This is a genomic window from Flavobacteriales bacterium (assembly GCA_025210295.1).
Taxonomy (GTDB): Bacteria; Bacteroidota; Bacteroidia; order Flavobacteriales_D; family Parvicellaceae; genus S010-51.
This window is the reverse complement of record JAOASC010000002.1, coordinates 43,841-59,838: the sequence shown is the minus strand read 5'-3', so window position 1 is coordinate 59,838 and position 15,998 is coordinate 43,841. Positions and strand designations below refer to the sequence as shown.

Below are 15,998 nucleotides of genomic sequence, written 5' to 3'. Positions count from 1 at the left end.
TATGAGAACTATTGTAGTTGACGACGACGATTTATCAAGAAATGTAATAGAAGATTTAATAGCAGAATCTTCTGATATTGAATTGATAAAATCGTGCGCAGACCCCGTAGAAGCTTTTAAAGCTATTAAAGAAGAACACATAGACTTGGTTTTCTTAGACATTGAAATGCCTAAAATGGATGGTATGGAAATGATTCGCTCATTAAATCCACTACCACAAGTTATCTTAGTCACATCACATACTGAATATGCTTTGGAATCTTACGAATATAATGTAACTGATTTCATCCAAAAACCAATCACTCTACCTCGTTTTTTGAAAGCTGTAGAAAAGGCTAAAGCTCGTTTTGAAGACAATAGAGCAGACATTAGCACTAAAGATAAAACCATCTTTATCAAAACAGATTCTAAGTTGGTACAAATCAATACGGAAGATATTCTTTGGATAGAGGCATTAGGAAATTATATGCGTATTTTTACTCAAGATGATAAATTCACTATTTTGAGCACAATGAAAGATATCGTATCAAAACTACCAGCTGACCAATTTACTAGAGTTCATCGTTCTTTTGTAATTAGAGTGGATAAGATAAAATCAATTGAAGACAATTATATTTTAATAAAAGATAAACAAATAAGCATTGGAAAAGCTTATAAAGATGATTTATCTAAAAAGCTTAACCTTTTATAAAAAAGACGTAACAATATAACAAAGCCAACTCTTAAGTTGGCTTTTTTTATATGCTATGAATTCACTTTTAAAACCTCAATAAGCCTTGACTTATTTTGCCTTGAAATAGGAACCTCAACCCCTCCTTTCAAAATAACATTTTGCCCCTCTATCTTCAACACATAATCAATATTTATTATATAACTCCTATGGCACCTAAACAGTTTTTCATGTAGTCCCTCATAAGCTTTTAAAGGCTTTGAAGAAAGCAGTTCTTTATCCACTAATTGAAAATGACTATACATCCCATCTGCAGCAATAAAAACAATAGCTTCAACTTTTAGAAAGTGTGTTCCACCATGGGACTTGATCACCAAAACATTTTTTTGCTCTATAGAGGCTAGCTGTTGATAAGCTTTTTCATTGCTGTTTTTCTCTTTAAGCACCCTATTTAAGCAATCTGTTAATTCATTCAACTCAATTGGTTTCAAGAGGTAATCAAAGGCAGACAACCTTATTGCCTGAATAGTATATTGATCATATGCTGTCACAAAAATTAACTTAAAGTTGAAATCCTCCTCCGATAAAAAATTACGAATATTAAGCCCATTGTGAACTGGCATTTGTATATCCAAAAAAACCACCTTAGGCCTTAATGATTTAATCAAATCTATTCCCTCTAACAAACTCTTTCCCTCTCCTACTAAGCGAAAAGGCAACCCTAATGAGCGAATGGTATAAATGAGCAACTCCCTAGGGTTTGACTCATCATCAATTACTATATATTCAATCATAATCGTTTACTACTATTTGTGTCTTCGTACCGTTAGAACTAGATGCTACGTTTAGGCTTACATGTAGTCCCTCCAAAGAATTAATATAATTGATACGTTTTTTTATTGCTGACATTGCAAAAGACTTTCGTTGATTATTAGCTTCATTTATTCTATTTGCTGCTGTTACACCTATTCCATTATCAACAATTTCAATCACAAAACACCCCTCACTTTTCTTTACAACCCTTATCACTAATTGCTTTTTACCTTCAAGGTGTCTTAATCCATGCTGTAAACTATTTTCAACGATAGGCTGTGTAATCAAAGAAGGAATTCTGTAATCCAATAAATCCATTGTCTCATCAATAAAAAACTGAATATCTATGCTGTCTTCAAACCGCTCTTGCTCTAAGTCGATATAATTTTTGAGTATGGTTATCTCCTCTTTTAAAGCAATAACTTCTACCTGCGAGTGCGTTAGAACCCCTCGCATTAAAGAAGAAAACTTTTGGACAAGTTTAAATGCTACATCTGTTTCCTTTTTAGCGATTTTCAATTGAATAGTTGACAAGGTATTAAAAACAAAATGAGGGTTCATTTGAGACCTTATCGCTGTTAATTCAGAACGAACCAAACGGGTCTTCATTTGTTCTTGCTTAATTTTGGCTATATTTTCCACATTCAACTTCGCTACTCTATGCCTTTGATAAAGCAACAACGCTACTATTAACAAACTAAACACCAAAAAGATAAACCATATCGACTTCCAAAATGGTGCCTCTACTTCAACATGAACCTTATATTGATCTAAGAGACTATGGTTAAAATCTTCTACTTCAAAGGTTATGGCTGTCTTACCCTCTGGAACAAATTCTAATGTTAAAACATACTCCCCTTCTTGATTAGGCTCAATCCGTGTTCTAGCTCCGCCCTCTACCTGATAATACATTAAATATTCAGAAAAAAAAGATAAATCCACATTAGTACTTAGTTTAAATTGAATCCCTGTATTATCATAACTTAACACAACTTCGTCGTCAAGATTTAACGCACAATCTGTTTCTAGATGCAATTTAAAATTAGCGCTTAAATTCTTCCCTATAAAATGATCAAAATCATTAATCATAAAGATTTTTTGAGCAGTTATTACCAAGAGGTCTTTTCCAAATTTCTCAATAGAAATGATCGATTCCTCTCCAATCATTTGTGAAATAAAATGAAGCTTTATCTCTTGTCCTTTAGCGACATAAATGGCACCTGTCTTATTGTATATAACCTGTCCTCCCTCTTTCCATAAGACAACACCTCTAACACTTGGGATAGAAAGTTGAGCTAACATCTTTAATGTTGTATCATAGACACCTCCTCTTGTTCCATAAAAAAGTAGTTCCTCATTAACCTTAGCGATAGCAACAACTTTCTCCTGATTAGAACTTTTTATATTTTGAAGTACTTCAAAAGTTGCTTTATTAAGAACAACGATTCCTGATTTTGTTCCAACATAAAATCTATTCTTTAAAGTATCAACATAGATACAGGTATGCCAATACCCTTTATTGATTTTTAGTTGTTGAGAAATATTTTGAAAATCACCAGCTGTAGCGCAATAAACTTCTTCATCTACATAAATTGCCTTGGTAGAGTGTATCGCAACTGTTTCTAACACCTGTTCACGTGCAATATCAATTTTATACAGTTGATCACAGTAAACATATAAGAAATTCCCATTCAAAAACATCGCTTGTACCTCTCCATTATTTTGGAGAGGTATCAACTTTACATCATCCGAATTTAAGTCATAAACAATAACATTCCCTAAGTTAGTACCAAGAAACAATTTCCCTTGATTAAAATACGATTTAACAACTCTATCTTTTCCATTTAAAGCTGCATTAACTTTATATTCAAAAAGTGCCAACGAGGGGATTTGGACAAGTCCTTCAAATTTAGTTCCTAACCAAATATTCCCAAAGGAATCATTCAAGACAGCATGCACGGAAATTTGATCAAAATAATGCGTCCAAGTTGCACTTTTTTGATTGTACATCGAAAATCCATTATTATGACCAACCCCTATCCAATACTCTCCTATCTTTTTGACTTCAAAAATCTTCACATGAGCTAACCGCTGCGGCAAAACTGTTATTTCTTCCAGCACCTGTCGATCAGCTATCACTCTATAAACACGATGGCCTGCAATTAAAAAGTTACTACTTTCATTAAAAAAGACTTTCTCTATTTTATAATTAAAGGTAATTGCATGCGTTTCCTTGCGATTAAGGTTATAAAAAATAATTTGTTCAGCTTGCTGGGTTAGCAGAAAGTTGGCCTCTTTCCCTTTAATAAGGCCTAAGTTATACCCCTCTATGAAAACTGGATTTTTTTGAATACCATTTTTAAAGGCTGTCAACAATTTATGAGGTGTACTGGTACATATTTCTTTATTATTGACGAGGAACCCGTTAACAGTTTCTTTGACTTCAAATTTACATACCAACAACAAGCTATCACCGTTTACTTCAAATACCTCATCATTAAAACTCAACGCGTAAATACTTTCTTCGGAAAGAATTAGCTTATGAAAAACCTCTTTTTCTCTTGACTTAATTTGCTTTAAAACTTTACCTGAATAAGTAAAAACTCCTTTTTCAGAAGCAATAACAAGTTCATTTCTTCCTGTGTGCTCAATCAAATCATAGATGACGCCAAATTTTTTACCACTTAGATTCAAATGCATTAACTCTTTCCCAAAAGCTTGCCCAGCTATTGCCAAAAGAAAAACAAAAAAAACAATTCGTTTAAGCATGCTCAAAAATAGCTAAAAAACCTACCTCAGTTCTACTCCTTAGAAAGTTTATTTACCGTTCAGAAAGTATTCACCATTCCATTAAAGGCTTCTCTTTTATTTTGCATCAAAATTATAATACAATTAAAATATGCGGTCTACATTTTTAACATTGATGACATTAGCTTTCGTTAATTTTAGCTATAGCCAACTCAATAAAATTTCCAAAGGATTAAAAGACGATTTATTAAAGAAGAAAAATATTTCAGGTACTCAGAGCAAAGGCATGAAAACCGTTTCTGAGCAAGAACTGAATCAGCACCCTTACAGTGATGAAGATCGATTATTTAAAACCGAAAAAGGTCAAATGATAGTCAAGGGGAATTACAAAAAAGAAGTTGCTGACCCTATTGATTTTTCTGGTTTTTATTATTTAAACACCTACGGTTTTGTATATCCTTCAAGCCATTTTAGCAAAGACACTGCAAAAGCTTATGGAGGTTTTACAGTTGAATATTTTCCTGAAAGCTATAACATGAATATTTATTGGGAAAAGGAAAAAGTAAATAATGCTGTAATTCTTGAACAATACCACAAATCGGCAGATAAAGGAAATTTAATGTTCCAAATGGGAATGCTCGGCGGTCCAGAGGGGTTTTATAATGCCAACTGCTTATTATTAGAGCCAGGAGTATTTTTAATTGGCGCAGATGTTTACCACAAAAACGATGAAGAAGGACATTATTGGATGAACAACATCGAACCTAAAGGTTTTATTATTGCTGCCAAAGACACCACTAAATTCAAAGATTATCAATCCAACATAAAACACACTTCAAAAGTTGTTTTTGAAAAATTTGATGCATTAAGAAGAGTATGGAAACAAGGGGAAATTGAAGACGCTCGACCTTTACCTACTGAGGGAATGAAAAATGCGACATTAAAATCTGAAGCATTAGCTTTAATTAAGAAAACTGCAGCGAGTTATAACTGGAAAGAAAAGGTAGAATATGCCTACATCACTTCTACAGAATGGGACACTAGAATAAGTGCATTAACAGGTAAACTGCTTACCCGTTCTCTAAAGTGTATCGTTGTAATGAAAACACCCAATGGCAACTACAAAAGAGAAGGGTTTTATATTGGTCAAAAACACAATGGAAGTTCATGGGGAAAAACTTACATGCTATACAACGATCAATTAATTTACTATGTAAATCCAAAAGACGCCAACAAATACAAAAATTAATCATCTAAAAAATAATTAACTATGAAAAAAATTACCTTTTTTTTATCAGCAATTGCACTTTCTTTTTTAGGAAAGGAGCTGAATGCACAACAAATACCTACACAAGATTTAGTAGTAGAATATAAATTTGACAACAACAACCTTATTGAGACAAGTGGAAGTTCCTATAATGCAGGAGGCTTAACACCATCAAATACCGTGAGCTATGTTCAAGGGATAGAGGTTGGAAACAGTGCAATATCTCCTGACGGAGCATCACTTAGTAACGTAGGAAATATTACTTTTTCTGGAAATGTAAAAGAATATGTAGTTAGTTTTTGGTTTAAAGCTAATCAAGGTACCAATGATTTTACGTTGTTAGAATTAAAAGACCAGAATAACAGTAACTATGGATTAACAATTGATGTACTTTATAATACCGCTAACAACTCTTCATTAAGGGTTCAACAACCCTCTGTTGGTGTAAGCCCTAGCGGTTTTTATCATTCTTTTGCAAACTATTTAGATAATGATTGGCATCATTTAGTAGTAAAAGCGGTTTATTGGTCTGGAGGAGGAAAGTATTATTTACGTACCTACCTCGATAATTATGAGGTTATGGATAAACAATATCAAGTTAGTCTAAGTAACGTTTTCGTTTTTGGAGGACTAGACATTTATTTGCCTTCACAAACAGTAGGAAATGGATTGTCTCAAGATTTAAAAATAGACAATTTCCGTTTTTATGAAGCTCCAATTACCCAAACGGAAATAACTTCTTTGTTTAACGAAAAAAACAACTCTTCGAACTGTACAAACTTTGTAAACATACCAGATGCTAATTTTAAAGCAGCTTTATTAGCTCATGGTACAGCAATTTATACAGGTCCAGGAATAAGCGTAATTGATACAGACGGAGACGGTGAAATTTGTGAAACAGAAGCACAAGCCTATACAGGAAAGATTTATTTACCTGGTATAAGTATAAGCGACCTTACAGGAATTGAAGCTTTTACTTCTTTAACAGCATTAGATTGCCCGGCAAACCTGATAACTAACTTAGATTTATCTTCTAACACAGCTATAACTAGCTTAAACTGTCGTAATAATCAATTAACAAGTTTAGATGTAAGCACAAATACAGCATTAACAGAGTTATCTTGTCAATCTAACAACTTAACAAGTTTAAATGTAGCTAATGGTAATAATAGTAGTATTGCAGTTATGCAGTCTGAAAGTAACCCTAGTTTAACTTGTATTCAGCACGATAGTGGTTTTGATCCAACAACCAATTCTGGCTGGACTAAAGATGCTACTGCAAATTGGAGCACAAATTGCAATACTTCTGTTGGGATTGAGGCTATTGAATCTACTTTAAATAGTTCTATTTATCCTAACCCTACCAATGGTGATTTCTCAATTGATATGAATAGAAACATCGAACAATTAGAAATTCGTATTTCAGATATTTCTGGTAAAATCGTGTATACTAGAAGTTATAAAAACTGCCAAAAAGTAGACCTTAACTTGAACGAAGCTCCTGGGGTTTATTTTATAACTATTCTAGTGGATGGATTGCAAGAGAAACATAAGTTAATTAAAAAATAAAAGACTGGTGAAATACACTCTAATGTTAGCATCAATAAAAGCCAACTTATAGCTATTCCTATGTCGAAATCATCTATTAGATTTAAATGTATGAAATCACTTTTATTAGCTTGCTTATTTTTGATTGTTCTTCAAAACTCAAGCGCACAATCTTCTTATATCTCAGTAGATAAAGCCACGAATGATATAGAACAACTCATAAAAACATTTGACAGAGTTCACTACAATCCTTATTTCCATGTCACGCCTAAAGAATTAATTCGTAAAAAAATGGAATTATTAGATAATTGGGAAAAAGATTCAATCTCTTTTAAACAGTTTATGGTTACCGGAATGAAATTATCCGCTATGATGAGTGGAGGCCACTCTTATATGTACTGGCAAAATGAAAAAATAATGCCTGAAATAAAATCGCATTATTATCTTCCTTTTTCGGGTAAGTTGATCGACAACAATCAAACTTTTATTGTTACGAGATCTAAAACTTCAGCTTTTAAGGCAGGCATGCAGATAAAGACAATCAATGGAATAAGTATTGTTGAATTATTCAAAGAATGTTTGTCATACATAGGAGGTATAGAAGCATTCAAGCTTGCTTCTATTGAAAAAGCATTCCCTTTATTCCTATTTTTTAATGATACTCTAAAAGCACCCTATTCAATAGAAATAGACAATTCTAGTGAAATTATTTCGACAAAAGGATTAGACATAAGTGAACTTTCTAATTTTTTAAATTCAGCTCAAACACAAGTGGATTATTCATTTGAAGTTCTAGATGATGAGATTGGTTTAATCTCGTACAATAGTTGTAATAACTACAAGAAATTTGATCAGTTTTTAAAAAAATCTTTCAAAACTATAAAACGAGAAAATATTAATAAGCTTATCATTGACGTTCGAGAAAATGGAGGTGGAGATTCAGGCCTGAATGACCTACTTTTGTCTTACATTACAAGAAAGCCTTATCAACAATCAAGTGGGAGGTATTGGAAAGTAAGTAAAGAATCGAAAAAGGCATATTCCGAAAATAAAGTTTATTCCAGAATATTCGGTAAAGATTTTATGCTTCAATATATGAACACTCCTAATCAAGAAGTTATAGAAGATACAGACTCAACAGAACTTACTCACCCAATTAAGCCAAAATACTTTTTTCAAGGTAAATCGTGTATACTCATTGGGCCAAGTACATTTTCTAGTGCTAATTTTTTAGCTGATGCAGTTAAAACCTATAACATTACAAAATTAATAGGAACTCCAACGGGAGAGTACACAAATGACTTTGGAGAACAAATAAGCTTTACTCTACCCAACTCTCACAGTCTAGTTTTTATAAGTTCAACTTATGACATAGGAGCAAATGGGAATGCTTCTATTCTGGAGCCAGTTTATCCAGATATTTATACAGAAACCGATGCGCTCAAGTATGCTATAAATTGGATTAAAAATGATGCTAACAATAAATAATCACCATTAAAACGGGCATTTATTGAAGGCAAACGACAGCTTTCTAAACCAAGATTGAACAGCAATAACGCTAACATCAGCTTATCGAAATTCCCCCAAGGCATCTACCATTAAAAAATGGTTACCTCTGATGGTTTTGCTACAAAAAGACTTGTCAAACTTTAAGTCTATTTTAAAGCCCGCTGAAGCGGGCTTTTTTTTGATGTTATTTTAAAAATTCAATATTACGTTTTAAACCGCTAAACTTTGTCCGTTTTACAGCTGACTTTCTAAATATTTCTTGAAATAAAGGTTGCTCAATTTCCGCCCAATCAGATTTGGTTAGCTTTAATAAATCTGGGTGTGGCTCAAACCACGGTTCATTATGTTGGAGAGAAAAACGGTTCCAAGGACAAACATCTTGGCAAATATCACACCCAAACATCCAATCTTCAAACATTCCTTTTACCTCAACAGGAATAGCATCTTTTAACTCTATCGTAAAATAAGAGATACATTGACTTCCATCGACCACATAAGGTTTTATGATTGCACCTGTAGGACAAGCATCAATACATTTTGTGCAAGTTCCACAAAAATCTTTGATAGGAGTTGTATTATAATCCAACTCTAAATCCAATAACAACTCAGCTATAAAAAAGAAAGAGCCTTGTTGTTTATTAATTAAATTAGCGTTCTTACCTATCCATCCTAATCCCGATTTTTTAGCCCATGCTTTGTCTAAAACCGGAGCGGAATCTACAAAATAACGTCCGCCTACTTCACCAATCTCTTCTTGTATAAAAGCAAAAAGTTCTCTTAGTTTTGTTTTAATTAAGGTATGATAATCTTTTCCATAAGCGTATTTTGAAATCTTAGGAGCAGTAAGATCCTCCTGCGTTTCTTCAGTATAATAATTATACAACAATGAAACTACACTTTTAGTATCTTCTACCAACAAACGAGGATCTAACCGTTTATCAAAGTGATTGGCCATATAGCCCATCTCTCCATGTGCGTTCATTTTCAACCATGCTTCTAGCCTTGGGGCTTCTTCTTCTAAAAATCCAGCTTTAGAAACTCCTACAAAAGAAAAACCCAACTCAAAAGCCTTTTCTTTTATCAACTTAGTATTTTTTATGGATTGCACAATACAAATCTAATCATTCCTCGATTATTGAAGAATTCTAATTTAGATTATTATATTTATGCCTAGAAGTTATTTAAAGATCAATTGATATGCTAAAACTTAACGCTTTTTATTTCTATTGTTGCTTTATGGCCAAAGCATAGCTACTGTTATGTTTTTCAAAAATGCTCGAATAGAATACCAACCTTTATAATTTCACTTTGTAAATTAACTTCAACCAACTTCTAATGAAAGATTCTACCACACACAAAAAAATGCTTCCTTATGTGATTGAAGACATCAAAGAATGGCCAATATACACGATAAGTCAAGATAAAGACAACTATCTTAAAGCAATTATAACTAAGACTAAAAAGGAAACACTCAGTCGATTAAAAAAAGAGAAAGACCTACTCAATGAGATCAATACCATTCGTTATCAAGAAATCATTCGACTAAAACAAAATCCTTGGCAATCTGACAAACCTGAAGAACTAGAATTTTGGAAACAAAAGAAAAAGGATATTATAGAAATTTCAGGAATAGATGACCAAGAAAAGCGTAATGAAGAAATAGGGAAACAATTAGACAGTATATTGGAACTTTACGCTAATGAAATTGTTGCTAACTTTGACCCTGGAAAATACAAAATGGCAAGAAAAATTCTACCTTTTGTTTTTTCAAGGCTATTAAACACATTTCCTGGTAAACTATATAAACTATTTGCTCCAGCTAAATCCATTCACGAAAAATTACAATTGAATGGAGAAATTGAACAAATCAGAAAACTTTCTACACAAGGAACCCTTGTATTTGTGCCCACTCATTTTAGTAACTTAGATTCTCCAACAATCGGAATGGCCATTAACGGGATTGGTCTTCCTGCTGTAACTTACGGCGCTGGAATTAATCTTTTTACCATAAAGCTGCTTTCTAACTTTATGAATAATTTAGGTTCGTACAAAGTAGATAGAAGACGTAGAAATGACGTTTATTTAAACATGCTAAAAAACTACTCTACGATCGGTCTTACAAGGGGTGTTCACAGTTTATTTTTCCCTGGAGGAACACGTTCTCGTTCAGGAGCTATCGAAGACAAACTAAAATTGGGACTCTTGGGTACAGCAATTGAAGCTCAGCAATTGAACTTAATTCATCAAAAAAACACAAAAATATTTGTAGTACCTGTTGTGCTCAATTACCATTTTGTAATGGAAGCCAACAAATTAATTACCGAACACCTAAAAGCTGAAGGAAAAGAGAACTATTTAGATGAAGATGAATTCAAAAACTCATTTAAAACCACAAAATTTCTTTATAAGTTCTTTACAGCTACGCCAAAAATTATCATTTCTTTTGGAAAACCAATGGATGTACTTGGTAACGAAGTTGACTTTGACGGCAATAGCTTTAACAACATTGGTCAAAAAGTAAATATTGAAGATTTTTTTACAACTGAAGACGAGTTAACTGAGAACAAACAACGAAACAGAGTCTATACTGCTAGGCTAGCTGATAAAATAACGCAAGCATTTAAGGAAAATAACATTGTATTCACCAGCCATTTAGTAGCTTTTGTAGCTTTTGAAATCATCAAAAAACGCCACCAACAGTTGAGCATCTATGAAATCTTAAGGCTCCCCAAAGAAGAGCTTACTATTGATTATAATAGCTTTGAGAAAGGGGTTCAAAAAATGAAAGACTTATTGTTGGAATTAAAAACACAAAAAGCATTAAAGCTCTCTGAGGAAATCTATAAAGACACACGTTTTATTATCAACAACGGAATAAAATTCTTGGGGACATATCACCCAAAACCTGTTTTAAAAAAATCAAAACAAAAAACAATTCTAATCAGCGACATGAAACTTTTATATTTTTATCGCAACCGATCTTTAGGGTATGATTTAGAAAACAAACTTTTTTAATTTATGATCAAAAAAACTGTAGGAGTAATAGGTGCTGGTAGTTTTGGTACAGCAATCGCTAACTTATTAGCAGAAAATAATGATGTTATTCTATTTGCTAGAAACGAACAAGTCGTTGATAATATCAATACTAAACGTTCACACAAGAATCAAGAAATTAATCCACGCATCAAAGCGACCAATGTACCTGAAGAAATCACAAACTCCTGTGATTTAATTTTTCCAATTGTACCATCAAGTAGCTTTAAAATGATGTTGCAAACGTTTAAAAAACACTTAACGCCCAAACATATTTTAATTCACGGAACAAAAGGGTTACACATTGAAAAAGAACTGAGTAAAGACTTAGAACTCACCAAAAGTGAAATCTCTACCATGTCAGAATTAATCTTAAAAGAAACTGGCGTTGTAAGAGTTGGTTGTTTAGCAGGGCCTAATTTAGCAACTGAAATTGCTGAAAAACAAATTGCTGCGGCTGTTGTTGCCAGTGAATATGATGAAGTTATTGAATTAGGAAAAAAAGCATTAGCATGTAATCGCTTTATGGTATACGGCAGTAACAAAACCGTTGGTATTGAACTCGCGGGAATTTTAAAAAACTACATAGCTATTGCCTCTGGTCTTGCTGCTGGTTTGGGATATGGAGACAACGCCAAAGCTCTGCTGGTTACACGAGGAATGACTGAAATGATCTATATCGCTCGCTCATTGGGTTACAGCCCAGAAGCTTTTCTAGGCATAGCAGGGATTGGAGATTTAATGGCTACCTGTAGCAGTAAATTGAGTCGTAACTTTAGAGTTGGATATTTCCTAACTCAGGACAAAAATCTAGACGATATTATTGAGGAAATTGGAGAAGTAGCTGAAGGGGTAAAAACACTTCAATTAATCAAAGCTCTAAGTAAATACGGATTTAAAGCACCTATTGCCAATGTATTATACAACATCATTTTTGAGGGGATGGAAATAAAAAAAGGGGTTAACTACTTAATGAACCTTAATGTGGAAGCAGACGTAGATTTCTTAAAATAGCTCTTTGAGGCAAACTGATCGTAGGTATATCAAATATACACCTCAAAATAAGACGCTAAAAAGGGACTAAGGAATCCCAGTAAGGCTCCCATGACCACTTGCATTGGTGTATGTCTTTTTAGAATAATTCGACTTACACCAACTGTTACAGCGATTGCTAAAAACACATAAGCAAAAACAGGAATAGCTTGACCTGTAGCTATTGAAATAGCCACTAAAGAACCTACAACACTAAACACTCCTAGTGCATGAATACTTATTTTCCAAAATGCTGTTACGATATTGGCCACGAGTATTCCAACAATACAACCTACCACAACATGTATAAACTCTGGAAGCATCCCCTCAGAATTTCGAACTAAATAATACAATGTAAAATACAGCAGCAAAGCTAAAAAAGTAGGTACTACTCGCTCCTTACGAACGGTCAAATTCAAATCACTTACCCAGCCCATTTTATAAAACAATAAAAACATCATTGCTGGAAGAATTATAGTAAATAAAAAACTAATCCACATTACATACTTTCTCGTTTCAACAGGCACTTCATTATTAACCGTATCGTTTAACAACAACATCATCAATACCGCAACAAACGGCATAAATAACGGCTGAAAAGTAACAGAAAAGAAAACTGATATTTTGTTGATTAATTTCATTTTAAAAATAGGTTAAAAAACGGCTAACCAAATATAGAACTTATAGCTAATTTTAATATTATTTTAAAGTTAATTTTTATGTCATATTTTTAGTCCTTTTTCTATCGATTCATATTTTTAACCCCTATTCTACTCAGTATCTAAATTTAAAACTAACTTTGCGAAATGTTTTTTGTAGAAAATGAAGATCCAATTTTAAACCCCACATTGTGGATTGGTAACTTTGAATGGAGGGAACCTGTGACCACTTTAACTGATTTTTTAACGGCCTTAGTTTGCTTCTACGCTTTTTATCATTTCAACAACTATAAAGGGGAGCAATCTTCTAGTTTTGTGAATTATAAATTTTACTTTCTATTTTTTGCTATTGGAATGACCAGTGCGGCTTGGTTTGGTCATGGACTACAAGCTTATGTTGGTTTCGAATGGAAAATTATTGGCTGGGTGATGAGTGCTACAGCCTTACTATCTATGGAAATAGGAAGTATTAAAGAATTGAGAAACCTCATTCCCAACAAGATCATTTCATTGCTTCAGGTGCTCTTTGTCATTCAATACATCGTTATGGTCACTTTAATGGTTAGTTCCAAAAACTTTGTCATTCCACAACTGAACTCCACGATTTCGCTGATCCTCTTTGTGATTCCAATTCAGTTAATCGCCTACATCAGGACAAAACAAAAAGGGCATGCCTATATCTTTGGCGCCATCATCTATGGGGCATTACCAGGACTTATCTATAACAATCAAATCAGCATTTCAAAATGGTTTAATTATCACGATATCAGCCACGTACTAATGGCAATTTTTATGTTTATAATTTTTAAAGGTACCAGCAATATTTCTTTTTTAAAACGTTAAAACTTTACAAAAGATGCTATAAATCAGCCTTTAAAATCAAAGTTTAACTAATTTTGCACAAAATTTACACTCAAAATGTTATCAACACTTAAAATAATGTTCACCGCAGGGGTTACAATAGCCTTGCTTATTTTGGTCATCGAATTAATTGTATCGCGTATTAAGAAACAGCGTGTTTACACCTTAGCAGACACCTTAACCAACTTATCCTGTGGGATGATTGAACGTTCCTTTGATGCGTTTTGGGCGGTGATGTTATTCTTTGTTTTTAATTACATCTACCAAATGGTACCTTGGAAAATTCCATCTGGCGCTATTACATGGATTATTGCACTGTTTGTAACTGATTTTCTCGCTTATTGGCATCACCGATTAAGCCACGAAATTAACTTCCTATGGGCTGCACATATCGTACACCACCAAAGTGAAGAACTAAACACTTCTACCGTTTTTAGGGTTTCATTTTTTGCTGTTATTAACCGTTCATTCTTTTTTATTTGGATGCCCTTTTTAGGATTTGATCCATTAACTGTTGCTTCTACAGCAATATTCTTAGGTATTTACCAATTCCTTACACACTCTCGATTTGTAGGAAAACTTGGGTTTTTAGAAATTTTCATGACCACACCTTCTCACCATAGAGTTCATCATGCAAGAAACCCGAAGTACTTAGATAAAAATTACGGACACATCTTTATTATTTGGGATAAAATGTTTGGTACTTTTATGGAAGAAGAAGAGGAACCTGACTATGGAATTACAAGTGGTTTTGAAAGTTCAAACGCTTTTAGAGCACAGTTCTCTTATTGGAAAAACCTCTTCACCAGGGCCTCAAGGACTCAAGGGTTAAAAAACAAAATAGCTGTTTTTGTAAAAGGTCCAGAGTTTACACCAGAAGATGTAGAACACCTACCATCTGAATACAAAACAGATGCAAAAGGGGAACGTGTTCATTATCGCCAATTATTTGGGGTAGAAAAAAGTGCCTACATTTTAATCAATGTCATTAGTACTTTTTCTTTGTTTTTCTTGCTAACCCGATTAGTCGTTCCCAAACCAGAGGGGGAAGTTGAAATGTCTATTGCTCAAGCTTATATGCGTGAAGCCTATGATTTCTTATTCCAAGATTATGTACTTGCTTTAATTGGACTCATTTTATTTTCGATTCTTTCACACGGTTATTTTATGGACCAAAAGAAAGGATCTGGTTTATTAGATAGTATTCGACTGATTGCAACAGCACTAATTGTTCCTTTTGTATTTTCTAATATGGACAATGTTTCGCCATATTTGACAACAGGTATTATTGCAGCAACAGCAATGATGGCCTTGTGGTTGATTCGCTTAAAATGGTACGATAAAAAGTTAAGTTCTGTTAAGGGATAAACTTTTTATCTTTTTTTACGTATATTAGCTGGTAATGAGACAACTAGTCAGCATATTATTAACCTTTACAATTTTGTATACCACTATTGGTGTTCGAATTAACGAACATTATTGTGAGGTTAGTGATACAACGAGTTATTCCTATTTTGAAGTTGAAGACAGTTGTTGTCCTCAACCTGAAAACAGCTGTCCATTTCATCAAAAAAAAGATGATTGTTGTTCTGATAAAATAAGTATCGTTCATTTGGATCATGATGTTCATTTCCAACCAGAAACCATTGATGCTAAACTTTTATTCAACGATCTGGCTCTTTTGTCGACAACCTACAAAAGTACCAACGCACAAACATTCAAAACAAAGATTTTAAAAGGAAGAGCGCCTCCTTGGATTTATCAAAACCATGATAATCAAGCGCTGCTTCAAGTATACAGATTGTGATATTTAATTGTTCTACCATTTAAACTTCTTCCCCAAAGAATTAAAAGAATC

General features: G+C 33.3%; 13 protein-coding genes. 9 read left to right on the top strand and 4 right to left on the bottom strand.

Annotated features, from left to right (window positions below):
- Position 1 precedes the first annotated feature (1 nt).
- Complete coding sequence (locus tag N4A35_00640) at positions 2-691, top strand: LytTR family DNA-binding domain-containing protein (GenBank protein ID MCT4579896.1); 690 nt, start codon at positions 2-4, stop codon at positions 689-691.
- Positions 692-744: 53 nt separating this feature from the next.
- On the opposite strand, the gene N4A35_00635 is transcribed toward N4A35_00640, so the two are convergent.
- Positions 745-1,464, bottom strand: coding sequence for a response regulator (locus tag N4A35_00635; protein ID MCT4579895.1), 720 nt, complete (start codon positions 1,462-1,464; stop codon positions 745-747).
- Complete coding sequence (locus tag N4A35_00630; protein MCT4579894.1) at positions 1,457-4,252, bottom strand: histidine kinase; 2,796 nt, start codon at positions 4,250-4,252, stop codon at positions 1,457-1,459. The genes N4A35_00635 and N4A35_00630 overlap by 8 nt, the downstream gene beginning before the upstream one ends.
- Before the next feature lie 130 nt (positions 4,253-4,382).
- Between N4A35_00630 and N4A35_00625 the strand changes: the two genes are divergently transcribed.
- From N4A35_00625 to N4A35_00615, 3 genes are all read left to right on the top strand, one after another.
- Positions 4,383-5,480: a hypothetical protein gene (locus N4A35_00625; protein MCT4579893.1), complete on the top strand. Its 1,098-nt coding sequence runs from the start codon at positions 4,383-4,385 to the stop codon at positions 5,478-5,480.
- A gap of 21 nt (positions 5,481-5,501) precedes the next feature.
- Positions 5,502-7,067, top strand: coding sequence for a T9SS type A sorting domain-containing protein (locus tag N4A35_00620; protein ID MCT4579892.1), 1,566 nt, complete (start codon positions 5,502-5,504; stop codon positions 7,065-7,067).
- Positions 7,068-7,157: 90 nt separating this feature from the next.
- Positions 7,158-8,534, top strand: coding sequence for a S41 family peptidase (locus N4A35_00615; GenBank protein ID MCT4579891.1), 1,377 nt, complete (start codon positions 7,158-7,160; stop codon positions 8,532-8,534).
- 205 nt (positions 8,535-8,739) lie between these two features.
- On the opposite strand, the gene queG is transcribed toward N4A35_00615, so the two are convergent.
- Positions 8,740-9,639 carry a tRNA epoxyqueuosine(34) reductase QueG gene (gene queG, locus N4A35_00610; GenBank protein ID MCT4579890.1) on the bottom strand — a complete coding sequence of 300 codons (900 nt, stop codon included), beginning with the start codon at positions 9,637-9,639 and terminating at the stop codon, positions 8,740-8,742.
- Between the two features lie 251 nt (positions 9,640-9,890).
- Here queG and N4A35_00605 point away from each other — a divergent pair, with 251 nt between their 5' ends.
- Both N4A35_00605 and N4A35_00600 read left to right on the top strand, forming a co-directional pair.
- The gene (locus tag N4A35_00605; protein ID MCT4579889.1) at positions 9,891-11,570 is read left to right on the top strand and encodes a 1-acyl-sn-glycerol-3-phosphate acyltransferase; all 1,680 of its coding nucleotides are present in this window, start codon (positions 9,891-9,893) and stop codon (positions 11,568-11,570) included.
- 3 nt (positions 11,571-11,573) lie between these two features.
- Positions 11,574-12,602 carry an NAD(P)-dependent glycerol-3-phosphate dehydrogenase gene (locus N4A35_00600; GenBank protein ID MCT4579888.1) on the top strand — a complete coding sequence of 343 codons (1,029 nt, stop codon included), beginning with the start codon at positions 11,574-11,576 and terminating at the stop codon, positions 12,600-12,602.
- A gap of 29 nt (positions 12,603-12,631) precedes the next feature.
- Here N4A35_00600 and N4A35_00595 read toward each other — a convergent pair whose 3' ends face one another.
- Positions 12,632-13,261 carry a phosphatase PAP2 family protein gene (locus N4A35_00595; GenBank protein ID MCT4579887.1) on the bottom strand — a complete coding sequence of 210 codons (630 nt, stop codon included), beginning with the start codon at positions 13,259-13,261 and terminating at the stop codon, positions 12,632-12,634.
- A 165-nt stretch (positions 13,262-13,426) separates the two neighbouring features.
- Here N4A35_00595 and N4A35_00590 point away from each other — a divergent pair, with 165 nt between their 5' ends.
- The 3 genes from N4A35_00590 to N4A35_00580 all read left to right on the top strand — a co-directional run bounded on the left by N4A35_00590 (position 13,427) and on the right by N4A35_00580 (position 15,947).
- Positions 13,427-14,122, top strand: a complete 696-nt coding sequence (locus tag N4A35_00590) for a hypothetical protein (GenBank protein MCT4579886.1) — start codon at positions 13,427-13,429, stop codon at positions 14,120-14,122.
- Between the two features lie 75 nt (positions 14,123-14,197).
- Entirely contained in the window at positions 14,198-15,508 is a 1,311-nt protein-coding gene (locus N4A35_00585) for a sterol desaturase family protein (protein MCT4579885.1), read from the top strand.
- Positions 15,509-15,542: 34 nt separating this feature from the next.
- Positions 15,543-15,947 (top strand): hypothetical protein, encoded by a 405-nt coding sequence (locus tag N4A35_00580; protein ID MCT4579884.1) that lies wholly within the window; start codon positions 15,543-15,545, stop codon positions 15,945-15,947.
- Positions 15,948-15,998: the final 51 nt, after the last annotated feature.